Here is a 17,111-nt window from a genome sequence, read left to right as displayed (position 1 = left end):
GGGCTGTTGTTATTTTTTCTACAGATAAATAGAATGATGTCCGGTTAATTCACTCCTGTCAGCGGGTCCTCCCGCTCATAGAAGCCGATGTCATCCAGCATAATCTTGTCTTCTGTCCCTTGCAGATAAAAGGTGATGTCTGTCAGACTATCCGGATCAAGCTCGGGCTCTTCCTCAAGGAACAGCTCGAAGGGCAGCTTGTACGTCTGGTAGACGGCTTCCGAGAGGTTGCCGAATTTGCCGTCACTGATCCGCTCCTCCAGCCATGGACTAAGCGTAAACTCAGTCTGCGGCAGCGGCAGAATATCCATCACTTCGTCCAGGGGAATTCTTGCAGAGGTGTCTTTACTGTCGGTCAGCTCCACCTCTACCTCCGGGGAGAGCTCTGCCTCCGGCAGCGGCTTGGAATCTCCATCCTCGTTAGGACCGGAATTATGGTTCGCCAGGGAGAAGGTCAGTCCCTCTACGGCAGGGGATTCCGCAAGCGTCTGAGTCAGCGTGTCGCTAAGCCTAATGCTGTAAGCGGCCTCGGCATCCGTATGCTCCTGATCCGGGCTGCTGCTGCGCTCCAGCAGAATACCGTAAGAGGGCTTGTTGTTCCGTTCGCGGTCCTTCGCGGCCTCTTCGCTCCAGTGAAGCCCCGTAGTAGTAGAGACGGTCCCGCCTTGGACGGCGTCTCGGTTGCGGTCTTCATCATAGTCCGCCACCGTGATATAGGCCCCGCTCTGGAAGCGGTTATAGTAGGCGGTATCCGGCAGCCACCGGGCACCGCTGCGGTAATCGCGGAACAATTGCCGGTACTCGCTCCTCCCGTGCAGCGTGGTCTCCAGGAAGGCAGAGACATAGACCTTGGCGATTCTCCGCTGCTCCTCCCCGTCCATGATCCGGGAGCGCTTCAGGAACAGGCCGGTAGGCAGCGTCTGGTCATATAGCCCCCAGTCCGTATTGAACTGGCTGTGATTAGCGTCGGCAATATAGAGCGAACTTTTGAAGCCAGGGGTATTGCCGGTGTAGGAAGAGCGCATATATTGACGATCCCCGTAGAAATCATGTACATCGCCGTCACGGGCGCCCTGGAGTGTCAGATAGCTCACATCGGTTAGACGGGCCTGCTTGCTGTCGATCATTTTATCCGTAGGTGCCAGGGCAATGACCGAAGTAATATGGAACTGCTGAATAGCGTCCAGAACCGGATCACTGCCGAACCAGCGCGCCGCATCCGCAGCCATGGCTACGGCCTGCCCGCCGCGGCTGTGGCCAAGCAGTGCAACAGAGTCATAATCAACCTTCTGGTAAAAGGGGGTGCCGGGCTGCTCCGCGAAGCTGCCGATCTGCTGCAGATGCTTCAGAATCATCCAGGTCCGCGCCTTGAAGTCGTTGTCCGGAATACCCGACCAGGCCGAATAATTCAGGAAATTCTCATCCAGGGTGACCGCGATGAAGCCCCGGCTGGCCAGTAATTCACCAAGATAGGCATAGCCGTCCTCGGAGAAGTCCTCCATCATATGGTTGCCATGGACCATGAGCACCAGCGGATAAGGCCCGTCCCCATCCGGCATCCACACTCTGGCATTCAGCGGGAGGGAAGCGGGATCGAACCCCCAGAACAGGGTCCGCAGCACGGGCCAGGAAGAGATATATTCGGTAGCATCCACGGAAGCAGAGGCTAGCAGGACATCCTTGCCATATGCCTTGCGCTGCAGATCCTTGCCGCCGCCGTAGGTGAAGCTGTGGAACGTGTAGTCTCCCGGCTGGGCGGGATCATCCGCAGTTATGGGAAGCACCTGTCCGTCCGCCGCCAGACTCTGAAGCGAGGGTACAGGTACCGGGCTGCTTCCCGTCCCATAGCCATAGGCCAGTGCGAAGGGGGAGAGGAAGAGTGCCGCTGCCAGCAGACCACCGGTGAACATTCTCCGGGTCCGCAGCAGACCGGCCGCAAGTCCCCCTAACCCGCAGGCCAAGGCTGCGATACAGGCGACAACGGCTGCAGCTCCAAGCTCCAGATCGGAAAAATACAGGATCAGCAATATAGTCCCATAGCTGCTGAGCAAAGAGCCTGCGAACAGATGCGGACAGCGGAGTCCGGTTAGGGAGAGCAGCACAGCCAGCAGATTGCCGGCCAGCGCCATAACTAGCGTCCCCGCGCCGGCTGCCAGCATAATATCCGCTGCGCTTCCGAGTCCGGTAGGAATACCCATAATAACTATAGAAAAAGCCAGAATGCATAGCGTCCACGGGCCGCTGAGTGCAGTCCTCCATAAAGTAGTATCATACCTGTACGTCTCCAGGATACGTCTGCCCAGTTCTCTGAATACACGCCTGTGCAGCCGCGGTCCCTGCGGCGCGGGACCATACTCCAAATCCATTCCCATGATTATTTCCCCCGGTGTAAGCGGCAATAATAGAAACTGTGATGCCGTTTCTATTTATATGAATTCGCTCTATTTTCGCTCAATAAGATGTAGCAATGATATTACTTTGGGGCAACAATAACAAGTGGGTCTTACAGGAACGGGCGCCACTTCCTGCCCCGGGTCCAGCGATCGCCGTCTTTCATTCAAAGTGAAAAAAAGGTTTGACAGCGCGGGAAGCGTTCAGTATTATATCTGTATAACCTACTAAATGGGTAGGAATAATCGAATAAGTTCTTACCGTACAGACGGAGGAACGCCTGCTTCAGGCTCGCAGATACGTGTCTATAAGACCGGTTTGACTTGCCGCAAGCGGGCTTTCCTGCGTCTATTGCTTGTTACAAGACTATTATGGGGGAGTGGTTGGGATGACAAAAGGGATCAAGAAGGGGCTTCTCGCCGGGGTTGCATTGATATTGACGGCAGGGCTTACGGCTTGCGGGAACAGTAATGCAGGGAATAGTGCGGGTGCAGGAACAGCGGCCCCGGCAGCAACAGAAGCGGCTGCGAATGCATCTTCAGCACCGGAAGCCACCCAGACACAGGCCAAAGATCCGGTGGAGCTGCTGAATGTATCCTACGATCCGACGCGTGAGCTGTATGAGAACTATAACAAGGCCTTCGCCGCCTACTGGGAGAAGGAGACCGGCCAGAAGGTAACCGTTAAGCAATCGCATGGCGGATCGGGCAAGCAGAGCCGGGCTGTGCTGGATGGCCTGGAGGCGGATGTCGTTACGCTGGCGCTCGGGTATGACATTGATGCGCTTCAGGAGGCCGGCTTGATTGGCGCGGACTGGCAGAGTAAATATGAGCATAACAGCTCCCCATATACCTCCACCATCGTCTTCCTGGTCCGCAAAGGCAACCCGAAGGGCATCAAGGATTGGCCGGATCTGCTTAAGGAAGGCGTAGAGGTCATCACCCCTAACCCCAAGACCTCCGGCGGTGCCCGCTGGAACTACCTGGCTGCCTGGGGCTATGCGCTGGACCACAATAATAATGATGAAGCCAAGGCTCAGGAATTCGTGCAAAAGCTGTTCAAGAATGTACCGGTCCTGGACACCGGAGCACGCGGCTCAACCACTACCTTCGTGGAACGCGGCATCGGAGATGTGTTGATCGCCTGGGAGAATGAGGCTTATCTGTCCATCAAGGAGCTGGGTCCGGATAAATTCGAGATTGTGAATCCGTCAGAGAGTATTCTGGCTGAGCCGCCGGTTGCTGTGGTGGATAAGGTCGTCGATAAAAGAGGAACGCGTGAGGTAGCAGATGCCTATCTGAAATATCTCTACACCGAGGAAGGCCAGAAGATTGCTGCCGAGAACTATTACCGTCCGACACTGGATAGCGTAAAGGCCGAGTTCAAGGATCAATTCCCGGAGATCAAGCTGTTCACCCTGGCGGATAAATTCGGAACCTGGAAGGAGACGCAGGCGAAGCACTTCAATGACGGTGGGATTTTCGACAAAATCTACGTACCGGGCAGCTGACAGCGGAGTTCGTGAACGATGATGCAGAAGCGGCAAGACCATACTGACAGGCGGAATTCCGCCAGAGGCTGATCGGCCATATGCCGAAGGCAGGAAAGGATGAATGGGCAGATGAATGTCACGACCAAAGCTGCTGCAAGGACAGTGTCACGGCGCAAGCTGCTGCCGGGTTTCGGGATTACGATGGGATTCAGCGTGCTGTATCTGAGTCTTGTGGTCCTGCTGCCGCTGTCCGCGCTGCTCTTCAATTCAACGGGGCTGAGCTGGGCGAAATTCTGGGATGTGGCTACGGATGCCCGCGTCCTGGCCTCCTACCGTGTCAGTCTGAGTACGGCGGGCGCTGCGGCCCTGATCAATGTTTTTCTGGGACTGCTGCTGGCCTGGGTGCTGGTGCGGTATGAATTCCCCGGCAAAAGAATCTTCGATGCCCTGATCGACCTGCCGTTCGCGCTCCCTACAGCCGTGGCGGGCGTATCGCTGACCGCCCTCTATTCCCAGAACGGCTGGATCGGCTCCCTGCTGACGCCGCTGGGCTTCAAGGTTGCCTTCACGCCGCTGGGCATCACGCTGGCGCTGATGTTCATCGGCATTCCCTTTGTCGTCCGCACGGTGCAGCCGGTGCTGGAGGATCTGGACAGGGACATGGAGGAAGCCGCTGCTACGCTGGGGGCAGGCCGCGGACGCACCTTCCTGCGGATTGTCCTGCCCGAGCTGCTCCCGCCGCTGCTTACGGGCTTCGCCCTGGCGTTCGCCCGGGGTATCGGCGAGTACGGCTCTGTCGTGTTCATCTCCGGCAATATGCCGATGCGCACAGAGATCGCCCCACTGCTGATCATGTCCAAGCTGGAGCAGTTCGATTACGCCGGAGCCACCGCTGTGGCCCTGATTCTGCTGCTGCTCTCCTTCCTGATGCTGCTGGTCATCAACAGCCTTCAGCACTGGGCGCGGAGGAGCTCGCGATAAGAGAGAACGGGTATGCTTCATAAAACTTAAGCATATGCTTTCGAAGCGAGTTTTGTTAGGAGCGGATTCAAGTTGCTTATGCTAAACAAAACTTTTAGGAGGAATAAATATGGCCGGTACGGTTCCCCTGCATGTCCCCGGGCCGCGTACAGGTGCGTCATCGCCTTCTACGACGGAGTCACAAGCGGTGAAATGGGTGCTCATCTCCCTGGCGGGACTGGTCCTGCTCTGGCTGATTGCGCTGCCGCTGATTATTGTGCTGGTGGAGTCGCTGAAGCGGGGGCTGGATGTCTACTGGGCCGCATTGACCGACCCGGATGCCGCCTCGGCGCTGAAGCTGACGCTGCTGGTCGCCGCCATTACGGTTCCGCTGAATACGGTCTTTGGGGTAACGGCGGCGTGGGCGGTAACCAAGTTCCGTTTTCGCGGCAAGGGCTTTCTGGTGACGCTGATCGATCTGCCTTTTGCCGTATCACCGGTGATTGGCGGGCTGATCTTCATTCTGGTGTTCGGCTCGCATGGCTGGTTCGGCCCCTGGTTAAGCGACCATGATATCAAAATCGTCTTCGCCCTGCCGGGCATCGTGCTGGCTACGCTGTTTATCACGTTCCCGTTCGTAGCCCGTGAGCTGATTCCCCTGATGGAGGAGCAGGGCACACAGGAGGAGGAGGCTGCGATTACGCTCGGTGCGCACGGGTGGCAGATCTTCTGGCGCGTAACGCTGCCGAATATCAAGTGGGGCCTGCTCTATGGCATTATTCTCTGTAATGCACGGGCCATGGGTGAGTTCGGGGCCGTCTCGGTGGTGTCCGGGCATATTCGCGGAGAGACGAATACGTTGCCGCTGCATGTCGAAATTTTGTACAACGAATATCAGTTCTCGGCATCCTTCGCGGTGGCTTCTCTGCTGCTCCTGCTGGCACTGGTGACGATGGTTGTAAAAAGCCTGCTTGTACGCAAAAATGCTCATTGACAGCTATTGGGTGCCGTGCTAAGTTAATTCATAGTATACAAGTTGGTAATAACGGAATTTAGGTAGAGTTATTCCCTAACCGGGAAAGGGAGGCTTGCGAATGGCTAAACCACTGAAGGTGGATGAGGTATGGCTTGCGCGGATAACGGAACTGCTCGACGATATGGAATTCGGCTCCTTGCACATCGTAGTGCATGAAGGCCAAATCGTACAGATGGAGCGCACGGAGCGCAAACGTTTCGAGAACAGCACAGCAAATTCACGTGGTAGTGGAGAGACCGGAAGCCGGCGGACCGATACCCGTGCAGGGGGACGAGGATAATACAGAAAGACCTTCCATTGGGCAACCAAGGGAAGGTCTTTCTTGTGGTATAGGAAATTATGATTTTCTTCTGTTGTGAATAAGTGGCGCGCAGGCGTGTGGCCCGAATGTATGCGGAAAACAGCATACATTGTGCTCACATGCGGACGCTTGGCCCGAATGTATGCGGAAAACAGTATACATTATGCTCACATGCAGGCGTGTGGCTCAAATGTATGCGGAAAACAGCATACATTGTGCTCACATGCAGACTCGTGGCCCGAATGTATGCGGAAAACAGTATACATTATGCTCACATGCAGACGTGTGGCCCGAATGTATGCGGAAAACAGTATACATGTCGGTTTCCCTGTAGGTTCCTCTCAGCATGGCTGCTGGAACTAATCGCTGGACTTCCTGCACAGCTCCTCCCACTCCTCAAAAGACAGCTTGCTTGTGATCGTCTTCAACCCCTGAGGGACTTCGATATGACACAGCAGCTCCAGAGAGTTGCCGTCCGGATCATTGAAGTAAACCGAGGCATTGCCTTGATGGGGGCGGATAAAAGGCTCAACCGTGCTTCTGCTGCCGAAAGGAACCGGGTCAATCTGTAGGGAACGCAGCCAGGCGAGCGATTGCTTCAGGTCCTCATAAGTGACTTCGAAGGCAATATGCCTCAGGGAAGGGTGATAAGGGGTCTGAACCTCCGGCCCTTCCCATAATCCGATCCAGCTCCGCCCCTCTGTAATCCAGAAGAACGCGGTGTCCTCATCGCGCCAGGCGAATTTCAGCCCCAGCCTTTTATAGAATTCAATAGATGCTTCCAGATTAGAAACGGGTAAATGGGCTTCGTATAATCCTTTAATCATAATTAGTAAGGTACTTCTTGTTCATTGATTAATGTGCTTACTGTCAGTATCGTGGATTGCGCCGTGATCCGCTTAGCCCTTCTACGAGCAGAATAATAGCGGTAATGGCATGCATCACCCAGCCGACAAAAGGAATCAAGGCAACCACCGAGGTGACCACGCCCACTGCATTCCCGATAATCGGACCGCGCTCTCTCAGCAGAATGATTATGGCTACAGCATGCAGCAGAAAAGCGATTCCTAGCGGCGCCCAGGCATTTGCCACCACAAAGCTTCCCCCGATAATCGGCAGCGCCAGAAAAGCCTCATAAGCGAAAGTTCCCCATTTAAACAGTTTCCCTGTAGGAGACATAATTACTTCACCAACCTTCCAAAATAGTAGTGTTGCTTGTCTATCCACAGTTTACCCAAGGACACGGGGTAAGAATAACCTGCCCGTCTGCAGAGTGCAAGAGCTGTGTTTTGAGTTATTGTACGCCGGAGGAGGCGGGGCGTTTCAATTTTGAACAAATACATATATATTGGTATCAGTATAGCAGGCGGGTTATGCTTGCAGATTGCAGTAAATAGGATACTGGATAAAAGATACAGGAGGAACGATATGATAAATTCAGCACAGCCGGAGATCCGGCAGGAGCTTCCCTCGGTTGAGGATTATTTGGCGCTGCGGCAGGAAGCCGGGCTTAGTCCGATGAGCATAGAGGGGGCTTCCGCCGGACTGCCTAACTCTGCTTTTGCGGTGACGGTGTATGCGGGGGAGCTGCTGGTGGGCATGGGCAGGGTAATTGGGGACGGGGGATGTTTTTTTCAAGTGACGGATATAGCAGTGAAGCCTTCCTTCCAGGGACGGGGTCTCGGAAAAACCATCATGGGGGAAATCCGCGCATTCCTGGACAGTGTGCCGGAGAAGGCATATATCAGTCTCATTGCTGACGGGGAAGCGGCCAAGCTGTATGCCAAATTCGGGTTCGAGCCGGTAATGCCTGCTTCACAGGGAATGTTTCTGCGGCGATAAATCGTGTGAATTCGTGTAATGCTAAAGGATAGCAGATTAGGAAAGTGAGGCAGCGGGAGAATGGATATTGTAGTGTTTGGAGCATCGGGCAGGGTTGGAAGTGCCATCGTACAGGAAGCGTTAAAAAGAAAACATGAGGTCACGGCTGCGGTACGCAGACCTGAAGCTTTCAGCCTTCAGCATGAGCGGCTGCAGGTGACGGCTGCTGATCTGCTGGACCCGGCCTCGGTAAAGGCAGCCGTGCGCGGACATGAGGAGGTAATCAGTGCTTTCGGTCCGGCGGCAGGGCATGAGAATGATCTGCTGCGGGTAGCGGATTCACTGCTGGAGGGGCTGCGGGCGGCTGGGCTTGAGCGTCTGATCATTGTCGGCGGAGCAGGCAGCCTCAAGACGGAATCGGGAGAATGGCTGATGGACACCGCCGGATTCCCGGAGGACTACCGCGCGCTGGCTTCGGCTCATGCTAATGCCTATGAGATCTATAGAGGGTCGGAGCTGGACTATACGTATCTTAGTCCGCCTGCCGCTCTGGTAGAAGGACGCCGTACCGGCCAATTCCGCATCGGCCTCGACCGGCTGATTGTAGACGAAGACGGCCGGAGCAGCATCAGCATCCAGGATTTTGCCGTGGCGGTCATCGATGAGCTGGAGGAAGGTAATTTCAGCAGAGCCAGGTTTACTGTGGGATATTGATGGGAGGATACGCGGAGGCGGAAGGTGAAAAGGCAGAGGAAAGGAAGAGGTGGAGTCAGCGGCAGGTTTAAGCGCACTCTGTACAACTAAAACGCCTGATTTTCCACCGATTATCCGTTTAGTTGCAGTCTGTACATTTAAAAATGCCGCTGTGCCGGGATTCTCCCCAATTGGGCAGATTTAGTTGTACAAACTACAGTTAGAAGAGGAAGGCAGTGCTTTTGAGTGTTTTTAGGTGTATGGAATGCAACTATGGATCCAAGTATGCTTATCTGATCCTCAAGACTAAGCAGTTGGGATCATTACCTATCTAACAAAGAAGTCCTCTTCGTAGCGGGAGGGCTTTTTGCTGTTCTGGGGGCTTGTTGCTCGTTGGCTGCCATGAGCTACCTGGGTTATTTGCTTGCTGAAACGGGACTTAGTACAATCGAAGCAACTATGAAGGAGGTCTGGACCAATGGATGTGGTGACAGCGGAGGAGATGCGGGCATTCGACCGCGACACGATCGAGCGGCTGGGCATCCCGGCCATCGCCCTGATGGAAAATGCGGGACGGGCCATTGCCGAGGAGGTCATCGCCCTATGCCGCCGCCGGGCAAGTGAAGCTGGTGTGCCTGGTGGCGGGATGTGGGGGGCTGGAGCGGGAGCGGCTGGAGGTGTAGTGCGGAATAGTGAAGCGGGAGTGCCAGGTAGCGAATTGGGGAGGGATGGAGCAGGTGTAGTTGGTGGTGAAGCCCGGCATGTTGGGGCAGGCACGGCTCGAGGTGGAGTGTGGAGAAACGGAGCGGGAATATCAGGTGCTGAAGTGAAGTGGGAAGGAGCGGGAACGACAGGTGGCGGAATGATGCGGGACGGAGCGGAAGCAGCTGGTGACGTAGCGGGCGCCTTAAGCGGGCGCGGGGCGCCTGGCTTCGGCGCTGACGCTGCGGGCTTCTCCGTCGGCGGAGATGCAGCGCTGACGCTTGCCGGTGCCGGCGGAGAGCATTGGCTCGTCCTCGCCGGCAAGGGCAATAACGGCGGCGATGGTCTCGCCGCCGCCAGGCACCTGCGTGAGGCCGGCATCGCCGTCACGCTGGTGTACGCGGCCGCGCCGGAGTCGCTGGCCGGCGAAGCCGCGCTGCAGCGTGATGCCGCTGCAGCTATGGGCATTCCTGCCGTAGTCTACGGCAAGGACGCCCTGGACCTTGCCGCATGCAGCGGCATCGTGGATGCGCTGCTCGGCACAGGCAGCGCGGGAGCCCCGCGCGGTGCCTATGCGGAGCTGATTGCCGCTGCGAACGCCAGCGGCAGAGCCATTGTGTCCGCGGACATCCCCAGCGGGCTGGATGCGGACACGGGGGAGACGCATGAGCCCTGCATTCATGCGTCAGTGACCGTCTGCCTCGCGTTCCTGAAGCGGGGGCTGCTGCAATATCCCGGCGCTGGGGCCGCCGGGCGGGTCGTGGTCCGCTCCATCGGCATACCCGCTGCCCTTGCCCGGGAGGGCGGCGTCCAGGTCAGCCTCCTGACGCCGGAAGTACTGACGGCGCGCCTGAAGGTTGACCTGGCGCGCCGCCGTTCGCCCGAGGGCCACAAGGGCACCTACGGGCATGTCCTGCTTGCAGCAGGAAGCCTGCGCATGAGCGGCGCAGGCCTGTTGTCTGCCCGCGCTGCACTGCGCGCAGGCTGCGGGCTGGTAACCTGGGCGCTGCCGGAGAAGCTGCTGCCCTATGTGATCGGTTCTGTACCGGAGCTGATGCTGGCCCCGGTCACCGGAGGTGACGGGGAGTGGAACGCGGGTACGGCCGCTGAGGTGCTGCGGCTCAGTACCAGCCGCGATTGTACAGCCATCGGCCCCGGCCTGGGCCGGTTCGAAGGAGACACGGAGTGGCTCCGCAGACTATGGGAAGAGACGGAGGGTCCTATGGTTATTGATGCGGATGCGCTGAATATACTGGCGGATACCGATTACCGGAGCTGGAGCCGCCGCCATCCGGTTATTCTGACCCCTCATCCGGGGGAGATGGCCCGTCTGGCGGGGATATCTACAGCGGAGGTGCAGCGGGACCGGATCGGATTGGCATTGTCTTACGCAGTTCAGCATGGGGTAATCCTTGTGCTAAAAGGAGCCCATACCGTAATAGCAACGCCCGAAGGGCTGGCCTATATCAATATCACCGGGCATCCCGGTATGGGTACCGGCGGTGCGGGCGATGTGCTGACAGGCATCATCTCCGGTCTGCTGGCCCAGGGCCTGGAGGTGGATCAGGCCGCCGCGTTCGGAGTCTATCTACACGGGCTGGCCGGAGAACGTGCTGCCCGGAAGCGGGACCATCCTGCTGCCCTGATCGCCGGGGATATTATCGAGGCGCTGTAAATGTAAGCACCGGGTTTGATGTCTCCAACCAACAGCGCCAGCCCTCCGTCAACATTTGATTAACAAGTTCAAGCTCTTGCTCGCTCTGGCGCACGGGCTGCTTGGAGTTCAAAGTCTATGTTAGTCTGCTGTCTGCGTTAGCGGATAACAGGTGGATTTTGTCCACCTGCTGATGAGCAGATGAGTTCTGGCGGGACGTTAGGTGGATAAACGGCACTTAATTTAGCATATTTCACCCCAGGCGACAAAACTAACTTTATTAGTTGGAGCTTTTCCACTTGCCTGCCTGTAAACGGCAGAAACGGATGAAATAAGACACATTTCTCCAATTGTTTGCTTCGGGCATCCTACTTGAGCGCGATGCACCGGACGATAAGAGTTAACGCAATGTGCCAGCGCGAGGTCATCAGCCCCAATGTATGCGAAAACCGAACACAATGTGTGAGCGCGAGGTCATCGGGCCCAATGTAATCGAAAAACCGACCATATTGGGCGTGACGGAGACGTGTGGTCCAAATATAATCGAAAAACAGGCATGACAAGACAGAGGCCTTGTCACCCCCAGGAATGAAAATAAGTCGGGTGCATCAGTCGCATCCCGACTTTTATTTTCGTATTAAACCGAACACAATGTGCCGTGAGAAGGGTTTGCGGTTTCCGAATACTGATCCCATCCAGCCCGCCATCCCGGCCCTCCCCAGTGCTCCGCCCTGCCTGAACCCGCCAGGTCAGAACAAGACCAGACAGATCAGTGGAATGAACAGAGCGAAGAAGGGAAGCAGGATCGGGAAGCGTTCGCCCGCGATCTGGGCGATGCGGAACAGCAGCAGGACTGCGAGTCCGGTAAGGCCGGAGACAAGGGAGTCGCCGCCCTGCTCCGCAGTGAGCCACAGGCCGGCGCCATAGCCGGCAATGGCGTACAGGGCCAGCGCCGGGCTGAGCGAGGTGGAGCGGAAGATGCGCAGCAGCGCATCGGCCAGGATGGCAGCCGGCAGGCCGTAGGCGTAGATGGCATAAGGCACCGATACCGGCCAGCCGGACGGAATTCCGTTCTCATAGCCATGGATCAGCATGAACAGGGAGATCAGGATGAAGGTCAATCCGGCGGCCGACAGCTTGGTCAGAGCGTACATGCCCGCATTCAGGCGGACAGAAGGCAGGTTGAAATCCTTGTGTTGATTCATCGCTATACATCCTCTCGGGTTGGGAATGAACAAAGCCGGCGTGACCGGCTGAAGCCTGGACATGGATCAGCTGGTAACGGTCCTGGTGCTGAGGGGGAAAAGCAACAGGCTGCACATGGGAGACCGTCTTTTCAAAATATAAGAAACTTATAGGTTTCACACGATAACTTATCCTTCTATTTCTCGCTGAAACGGTACCGTCCTTTCAAAGGACGGCAAAGCTGTTTCCACTTGCCATAATAAGGATACATGGGGTTCATCGGCGGTTACTCCTCCTTGCCTGCTCAGCTCTTCCGTATATGGGTATGCATGCGCCCAGAAAAGCGTGCGGCGTGAAGTGGAGTCATAAGCATAGAAAAGGGGAGAATGCATGATATATAGAGCAATGACAGGGGACGATTACGAGGCGGCTTACCGGTTGTGGGAGAATACGGACGGAATGGGCCTCAGTGAAGCCGACTCGCGTGAAAATATCATCCGTTATCTGGAGCGGAATCCGGGCATCAGCCAGGTGTGCGTGAAGGAGGACGGCACCCTTATGGGCACAGCGATGTGCGGGCATGACGGACGCAGAGGCTACATGTATCATGTGGCTGTCGACAGCAGCAGCCGGGGAAGCGGTGCAGGCCGTGAGCTGGTGAGGCGTTGCCTTGCGGGACTGCGCGAAGCGGGCATAACGAAGTGCCATCTCATGGTGATCGAAGCTAATGTGCCGGGCCGCAGCTTCTGGACCCGTATCGGCTGGCAGGAGCGGGACGGCTTGGTGCTTTTCTCGAAATAGAATGTATAGACTTCACGCTATACATTCTCCTTCTATTTCTCGCTGAAACGGTACCGTCCTTTGTAAGGACGGCAAAGCCGTTTCCACTCACAGAGCAGCGAATAATAGGTCACAATTCATGTAATAGTGTAGCTTTGGTGCGGACGCAGTATAATATATAGGTGCTGTACAATGAACGGATGGACATCATTACATCATTCGCTATTCGCTGTACATGGCCGAATTCAGATAGCGGGAGACCAGAACTATGAGATTTAAAGATGTATTCTCAATTATAGGCCCGGCCATGGTCGGGCCTTCCAGTTCTCATACAGCGGGAGCCGCGCGGATCGGGCGGGCCGCAAGGCAGGTGCTTGGTGAGCTGCCGCGAGAGGCCGAGGTTACGTTCTTCGGTTCTTTTGCCGCGACTTATCAGGGACACGGGACAGACCGGGCGATCGCCGGAGGTCTGCTTGACTTCGCCACGGACGACCACCGGCTGCCGGATTCCATTGGGCTTGCGGCCGAAGCCGGGATGAGCATCTCCTTCGGTCAGGGAACGGGGCTGTTTCCCCATCCCAATACGGTCCGTCTGCGCCTTACAGGCAGAGAGAGCGGGACGGAGATGACCCTAACCGGCACATCCATCGGCGGCGGCAATATTGAGATTGTGGATATTGACGGCTTCAGTGTGAAGCTGACCGGCATGTACCCGACGGTGCTGATTCAGCATATGGATTATCTGGGTGTACTGGCCAGTGTCACAGATGTCATGCGGGAGGGACAGTTCAATATCGGACATATGTCACTGGACCGGAAGAACCGCAGCGGGGCGGCCTTGACGGTGCTGGAGCTGGATGAGCCAGCCACGGCGGAGCTGCTGGAGAAGCTGCGGGCGCTTCCGGCAGTGAAGAGCGTCAAGGTAGTCGATTTGAACGGCATTACACAAGAACAGACATAGAAGGGGAAGGACATCACAACATGAATTTTCAAACACTCAGCCAGCTGGCTGTACTATGCGGGGAGCGGGAGCTTGGGATCGGCGCTCTGATGCTTGAGGAGCAGAGCGCCGAATCCGGCCGTTCCCAGGAGCAGGAATTCGCCACCATGCGCGAGTATTACGGGGTAATGAAGGAAGCGGTGCAGCGCGGCATGACCGAAGACACCACCTCACGCAGCGGCCTGACAGGGCTGGATGCCCAGCGGGTGGCCGCCTATAATGCAGCGGATGAGCCTTGTCTCGGGGGACCGGCAGGCCAGGCGATGGCGTATGCCCTTGCCGTCTCCGAAGTGAACGCCTCTATGGGCCGGATTATTGCCACACCGACTGCCGGCTCCTGCGGGATTATCCCCGGTGTGTTCCTGAGCTGTCAGGAGCGCTTCGGCTGGGACGATGATTATATGGTCTCCGGTTTGTTCGCGGCTGGAGCGATAGGGTATGTTATTGCTAATAATTCTTTTGTATCGGGTGCGGAAGGCGGCTGTCAGGCCGAGGTGGGCTCAGCGATCGGTATGGCGGCCGGAGCCTTGACCGAGATGCGCGGCGGGACTCCGGCACAGGCTGTACATGCAGTAGGTCTTGCGCTCAAAAATACACTGGGGCTGATCTGTGATCCGGTAGGCGGACTTGTGGAGATTCCATGCATTGTCCGCAACGGCTTCGGTGCCGTTACGGCGCTTGCAGCGGCGGATATGGCCCTGGCTGGCGTCCGCAGCGTGATTCCGTCCGATGAAGTGATTAAGGTCATGCTGGAGGTCGGCTCTGCGATGCCTGAGAAGCACCGGGAGACGGCAGGGGGCGGGCTGGCCCAGACCCCGACCGGCCGCCGGATTATGAAGGATCTGCGGAACCCGAAATAACCTCCCGGTCACAGGCGCTCTTGCAGTCTGCCGTTCATCAGAGCATACGGAAGCGTTCCAGGTGCTCCCATAAGCCCTCCTGCCTGAGAATCTCCGCCTGCTTCGGGCCCATGAGGTCGAAGTGGGGGAACGGCTGGCGGTTATGGATATACCGCGCCGGGAGACCGTGCTTCCTGCACCACTCCCGCAGGCGGGGCAGATCGCTGCAGCCCACCTTGGTGACTGTTGTGATCTCTGGGTAGCGTTTATCGATCCAGTAATGGGTCAGGAACGCAATCTCCCCTGCGGAGACGGCCTGTTTCCAGCGGGTTAATTCCGCCCGGTTGATTCCAAAAGCCATGGCTGTTCATCCTTATCTGTAAGAGAAAGTAGACGATATATAACGCAAATATTAACGAAAGGAGAGTGTATTATGAACGGACAAGTAAGAGCGGATATCCGCCCCGGCATTCAGGTAGACATCGTACTGAAGCAGGATCAGGCGACCGGCAAGCTCACGCACGGCACAGTGAAAGACATCCTGACTAACTCGCCCCGCCATCCGCACGGGATCAAGGTGCGCCTGGCGGACGGTCAGGTTGGACGGGTCAAGAACATTACCGGCTCATGAATTGCTCCACCAACTGGTCAGCCTTCGTCTGATTGCATAAATTGCAGGCACAGACGCAGTTATCCGGCGTAGTATGCCCGCCTTTGGCGCGGGGGAGCAGATGATCGATGGTATCCCCGTATTGACCGCAGAAATAACAGGTATAGTTGTCCCTCGTCAAAATATAGGCGCGGAAGTCCTTATTGCTGTACAAGCGGCGGATCGTACGCCGGTTCACGACGATGGCCGCATGCTCCTTGACCAGTGTCACGGCAAGCTCAAGGTCGATCTCCTGATGCCAGCGGCGGCCCTTATCGCTGTGCCCGCGCATGAGAATCATGCCCTTGGCCGAAGGAATCAGGGCAGAGGCATCCTGCGGATCGGGCTTCGGCCCGCGCTGCTGCGGAAGGCTGCGCCCGGTCTCGGCGGCATGCCGGGGACGCGCCTTGCCCTTATGGCCGGCCGTGCCCGCGCTGCCTCTGGTGTCCCCGGCACGTTCCGGCCGGGAGGCTGGACGGGGCTGGGCCATGGGCGGCTTTGCCTTCTCGGGCGCAGCTGCCTTGGAGATAGAGACCGGCCCCTTGTCCCGCTTGAGGGGACCGGCCGGTCCGGCCTGGCGCTCCGGCAGGGCAGGGGCTACGCTTGCCCGCACTGGCGGCAAGGAAGCCTCGGCCTCGCGGAGCTTGCGGCATTCCCGGCACGCTCCGCGCCGGGACACGCCTTTGGCGCGCTTGCCTGTGCGCCGGCGGAATTCAGCGAGCGGCTTAAGCTGATGGCAGTACGCGCATTTTTTGGATGGAGGTAGAGTTGTAATCTCAGTCATAAGTGTACTTGGCAGAAGCAGCCTTAAGCCGCAACCGTCCAATCCCTTCTGTATTGTGAATGATAAATGCATCTGCTTGCATGCGTCCGCTTTAATGTCAGGAGTTGTCCTAATTGATACTAGTATAGCGTAAACCGCAGACATTCACACAGCAGGCACATCATGCAAATTTTCCAGAGTGTGATTTCTTTCCCGGCAATCTTGAGGAGAAATCTGTAAAATCTCAATAAAGCATAGGCGCTAACCAGAAATAGCCCTAATCCGTAGCCGGAAAATAGGTGCCTGAAATGGGGAATGAGGAATGAGGATGAACGCTGCTAAAAAAACGCCAGGTGCTGTTAGGGTGCTGCTGGTACTTCAAGGGTTTTTGGGCTTGGGGGCCATCGCAGGCGGGCTGGCGCTGCTAACTGATCCCAGCGGGGAATTGCTCGGCATGCCGGCCTCTGCAATGGTACGAATGCCCTTTCACAGCTTTGCCGTCCCTGGGCTGCTGCTGTTGTTCGTATTCGGCGTGCTCCCGCTGCTCGTGCTGTACGGTCTCTGGAAGCAGCCGCAGTGGGCTTGGAGCTACGCCTTGACACCGTTCAAGGAGCGGCATGCGGCCTGGAGCTTTTCGCTCTATATCGGCTTCGGCCAGATTATCTGGATTATGGTGCAGACCTACATGTGGAACATGGTCAGCTTGATTCATGTGTTCTATATGTCACTGGGAATGCTGATTCAGATCTTGACGCTGCTGCCTGAGGTCCAAAGATATTTTATACTGGACGGCCGTGCCGAAAGAAGTTAGAATGTCAGTGAACATAAAAGGGCTTTCATTGAGC

The 17,111-nt window shown here is 56.8% G+C and carries 18 protein-coding genes; 12 read left to right on the top strand and 6 right to left on the bottom strand.

What is annotated here, in order from left to right; translation table 11 throughout:
* Nucleotides 1-44 precede the first annotated feature (44 nt).
* The gene (locus J2Z70_RS24005) at nt 45-2,372 is read right to left on the bottom strand and encodes an alpha/beta hydrolase (protein WP_209877365.1); all 2,328 of its coding nucleotides are present in this window, start codon (nt 2,370-2,372) and stop codon (nt 45-47) included.
* A gap of 407 nt (nt 2,373-2,779) precedes the next feature.
* Here J2Z70_RS24005 and J2Z70_RS24000 point away from each other — a divergent pair, with 407 nt between their 5' ends.
* The 4 genes from J2Z70_RS24000 (at nt 2,780) to J2Z70_RS23985 (ending at nt 6,159) form a co-directional block, all read left to right on the top strand.
* Nucleotides 2,780-3,901 carry a sulfate ABC transporter substrate-binding protein gene (locus J2Z70_RS24000; protein ID WP_209877363.1) on the top strand — a complete coding sequence of 374 codons (1,122 nt, stop codon included), beginning with the start codon at nt 2,780-2,782 and terminating at the stop codon, nt 3,899-3,901.
* 111 nt (nt 3,902-4,012) lie between these two features.
* Nucleotides 4,013-4,864, top strand: a complete 852-nt coding sequence (gene cysT / locus J2Z70_RS23995; protein WP_209877361.1) for a sulfate ABC transporter permease subunit CysT — start codon at nt 4,013-4,015, stop codon at nt 4,862-4,864.
* 109 nt (nt 4,865-4,973) lie between these two features.
* A complete protein-coding gene (gene cysW, locus J2Z70_RS23990) occupies nt 4,974-5,837 on the top strand; it encodes a sulfate ABC transporter permease subunit CysW (protein WP_076083413.1) in 864 nt (287 codons plus the stop codon).
* 100 nt (nt 5,838-5,937) lie between these two features.
* A complete protein-coding gene (locus tag J2Z70_RS23985; RefSeq protein WP_036732753.1) occupies nt 5,938-6,159 on the top strand; it encodes a YezD family protein in 222 nt (73 codons plus the stop codon).
* A gap of 380 nt (nt 6,160-6,539) precedes the next feature.
* Here the strand turns inward: J2Z70_RS23985 and J2Z70_RS23980 are convergent, their stop codons facing one another.
* Entirely contained in the window at nt 6,540-7,007 is a 468-nt protein-coding gene (locus J2Z70_RS23980; RefSeq protein ID WP_209877359.1) for a VOC family protein, read from the bottom strand.
* 43 nt (nt 7,008-7,050) lie between these two features.
* Nucleotides 7,051-7,407, bottom strand: coding sequence for a hypothetical protein (locus J2Z70_RS23975; protein WP_342593051.1), 357 nt, complete (start codon nt 7,405-7,407; stop codon nt 7,051-7,053).
* A gap of 201 nt (nt 7,408-7,608) precedes the next feature.
* Between J2Z70_RS23975 and J2Z70_RS23970 the strand changes: the two genes are divergently transcribed.
* The 3 genes from J2Z70_RS23970 (at nt 7,609) to J2Z70_RS23960 (ending at nt 11,071) form a co-directional block, all read left to right on the top strand.
* Entirely contained in the window at nt 7,609-8,022 is a 414-nt protein-coding gene (locus J2Z70_RS23970; protein WP_209877357.1) for a GNAT family N-acetyltransferase, read from the top strand.
* Between the two features lie 60 nt (nt 8,023-8,082).
* Nucleotides 8,083-8,715 (top strand): NAD(P)-dependent oxidoreductase, encoded by a 633-nt coding sequence (locus J2Z70_RS23965; RefSeq protein ID WP_209877355.1) that lies wholly within the window; start codon nt 8,083-8,085, stop codon nt 8,713-8,715.
* Nucleotides 8,716-9,172: 457 nt separating this feature from the next.
* Complete coding sequence (locus tag J2Z70_RS23960; protein ID WP_209877352.1) at nt 9,173-11,071, top strand: NAD(P)H-hydrate dehydratase; 1,899 nt, start codon at nt 9,173-9,175, stop codon at nt 11,069-11,071.
* Between the two features lie 728 nt (nt 11,072-11,799).
* Here J2Z70_RS23960 and J2Z70_RS23955 read toward each other — a convergent pair.
* Nucleotides 11,800-12,255: a hypothetical protein gene (locus J2Z70_RS23955; protein ID WP_209877350.1), complete on the bottom strand. Its 456-nt coding sequence runs from the start codon at nt 12,253-12,255 to the stop codon at nt 11,800-11,802.
* A gap of 370 nt (nt 12,256-12,625) precedes the next feature.
* Between J2Z70_RS23955 and J2Z70_RS23950 the strand changes: the two genes are divergently transcribed.
* The 3 genes from J2Z70_RS23950 to sdaAA all read left to right on the top strand — a co-directional run bounded on the left by J2Z70_RS23950 (nt 12,626) and on the right by sdaAA (nt 14,875).
* The gene (locus tag J2Z70_RS23950) at nt 12,626-13,036 is read left to right on the top strand and encodes a GNAT family N-acetyltransferase (protein WP_209877349.1); all 411 of its coding nucleotides are present in this window, start codon (nt 12,626-12,628) and stop codon (nt 13,034-13,036) included.
* 247 nt (nt 13,037-13,283) lie between these two features.
* The gene (gene sdaAB, locus J2Z70_RS23945) at nt 13,284-13,976 is read left to right on the top strand and encodes an L-serine ammonia-lyase, iron-sulfur-dependent subunit beta (protein ID WP_209877348.1); all 693 of its coding nucleotides are present in this window, start codon (nt 13,284-13,286) and stop codon (nt 13,974-13,976) included.
* A gap of 20 nt (nt 13,977-13,996) precedes the next feature.
* A complete protein-coding gene (sdaAA, locus tag J2Z70_RS23940; RefSeq protein ID WP_036732726.1) occupies nt 13,997-14,875 on the top strand; it encodes an L-serine ammonia-lyase, iron-sulfur-dependent, subunit alpha in 879 nt (292 codons plus the stop codon).
* A 37-nt stretch (nt 14,876-14,912) separates the two neighbouring features.
* Here sdaAA and J2Z70_RS23935 read toward each other — a convergent pair whose 3' ends face one another.
* On the bottom strand, nt 14,913-15,215 hold the full coding sequence (locus J2Z70_RS23935) for a hypothetical protein (protein WP_209877347.1): 303 nt from the start codon (nt 15,213-15,215) through the stop codon (nt 14,913-14,915).
* Between the two features lie 72 nt (nt 15,216-15,287).
* Here J2Z70_RS23935 and J2Z70_RS23930 point away from each other — a divergent pair, with 72 nt between their 5' ends.
* Nucleotides 15,288-15,485: a YwbE family protein gene (locus J2Z70_RS23930; protein WP_209877346.1), complete on the top strand. Its 198-nt coding sequence runs from the start codon at nt 15,288-15,290 to the stop codon at nt 15,483-15,485.
* Here J2Z70_RS23930 and J2Z70_RS23925 read toward each other — a convergent pair.
* The gene (locus J2Z70_RS23925) at nt 15,472-16,287 is read right to left on the bottom strand and encodes an HNH endonuclease (protein WP_209877345.1); all 816 of its coding nucleotides are present in this window, start codon (nt 16,285-16,287) and stop codon (nt 15,472-15,474) included. The genes J2Z70_RS23930 and J2Z70_RS23925 overlap by 14 nt on opposite strands.
* Before the next feature lie 307 nt (nt 16,288-16,594).
* On the opposite strand from J2Z70_RS23925, the gene J2Z70_RS23920 reads away from it, so the two are divergent.
* Nucleotides 16,595-17,077: a hypothetical protein gene (locus J2Z70_RS23920; protein WP_245368480.1), complete on the top strand. Its 483-nt coding sequence runs from the start codon at nt 16,595-16,597 to the stop codon at nt 17,075-17,077.
* Nucleotides 17,078-17,111: the final 34 nt, after the last annotated feature.

It is taken from the genome of Paenibacillus silagei, from assembly GCF_017874735.1.
GTDB classification, from domain to species: domain Bacteria; phylum Bacillota; class Bacilli; order Paenibacillales; family Paenibacillaceae; genus Paenibacillus_AQ; species Paenibacillus_AQ silagei.
Note: the sequence above shows the minus strand (reverse complement) of the source record. Positions and strands in the feature narration are given on the sequence as shown.

Excerpts from the sequence above, each read along its gene's own strand:
- J2Z70_RS24000 (WP_209877363.1), top strand. The coding sequence starts at position 2,780 with ATGACAAAAGGGATCAAGAAGGGGCTTCTCGCCGGGGTTGCATTGATA.
- J2Z70_RS23970 (WP_209877357.1), top strand. The coding sequence starts at position 7,609 with ATGATAAATTCAGCACAGCCGGAGATCCGGCAGGAGCTTCCCTCGGTT.
- J2Z70_RS23920 (WP_245368480.1), top strand. The coding sequence starts at position 16,595 with ATGAACGCTGCTAAAAAAACGCCAGGTGCTGTTAGGGTGCTGCTGGTA.
- cysT (WP_209877361.1), top strand. The coding sequence starts at position 4,013 with ATGAATGTCACGACCAAAGCTGCTGCAAGGACAGTGTCACGGCGCAAG.
- J2Z70_RS23925 (WP_209877345.1), bottom strand. The coding sequence starts at position 16,287 with ATGACTGAGATTACAACTCTACCTCCATCCAAAAAATGCGCGTACTGC.
- J2Z70_RS23985 (WP_036732753.1), top strand. The coding sequence starts at position 5,938 with ATGGCTAAACCACTGAAGGTGGATGAGGTATGGCTTGCGCGGATAACG.
- J2Z70_RS23955 (WP_209877350.1), bottom strand. The coding sequence starts at position 12,255 with ATGAATCAACACAAGGATTTCAACCTGCCTTCTGTCCGCCTGAATGCG.
- sdaAA (WP_036732726.1), top strand. The coding sequence starts at position 13,997 with ATGAATTTTCAAACACTCAGCCAGCTGGCTGTACTATGCGGGGAGCGG.
- J2Z70_RS23965 (WP_209877355.1), top strand. The coding sequence starts at position 8,083 with ATGGATATTGTAGTGTTTGGAGCATCGGGCAGGGTTGGAAGTGCCATC.
- J2Z70_RS23950 (WP_209877349.1), top strand. The coding sequence starts at position 12,626 with ATGATATATAGAGCAATGACAGGGGACGATTACGAGGCGGCTTACCGG.
- sdaAB (WP_209877348.1), top strand. The coding sequence starts at position 13,284 with ATGAGATTTAAAGATGTATTCTCAATTATAGGCCCGGCCATGGTCGGG.
- J2Z70_RS23930 (WP_209877346.1), top strand. The coding sequence starts at position 15,288 with ATGAACGGACAAGTAAGAGCGGATATCCGCCCCGGCATTCAGGTAGAC.
- J2Z70_RS23960 (WP_209877352.1), top strand. The coding sequence starts at position 9,173 with ATGGATGTGGTGACAGCGGAGGAGATGCGGGCATTCGACCGCGACACG.
- cysW (WP_076083413.1), top strand. The coding sequence starts at position 4,974 with ATGGCCGGTACGGTTCCCCTGCATGTCCCCGGGCCGCGTACAGGTGCG.
- J2Z70_RS23980 (WP_209877359.1), bottom strand. The coding sequence starts at position 7,007 with ATGATTAAAGGATTATACGAAGCCCATTTACCCGTTTCTAATCTGGAA.
- J2Z70_RS24005 (WP_209877365.1), bottom strand. The coding sequence starts at position 2,372 with ATGGGAATGGATTTGGAGTATGGTCCCGCGCCGCAGGGACCGCGGCTG.
- J2Z70_RS23935 (WP_209877347.1), bottom strand. The coding sequence starts at position 15,215 with ATGGCTTTTGGAATCAACCGGGCGGAATTAACCCGCTGGAAACAGGCC.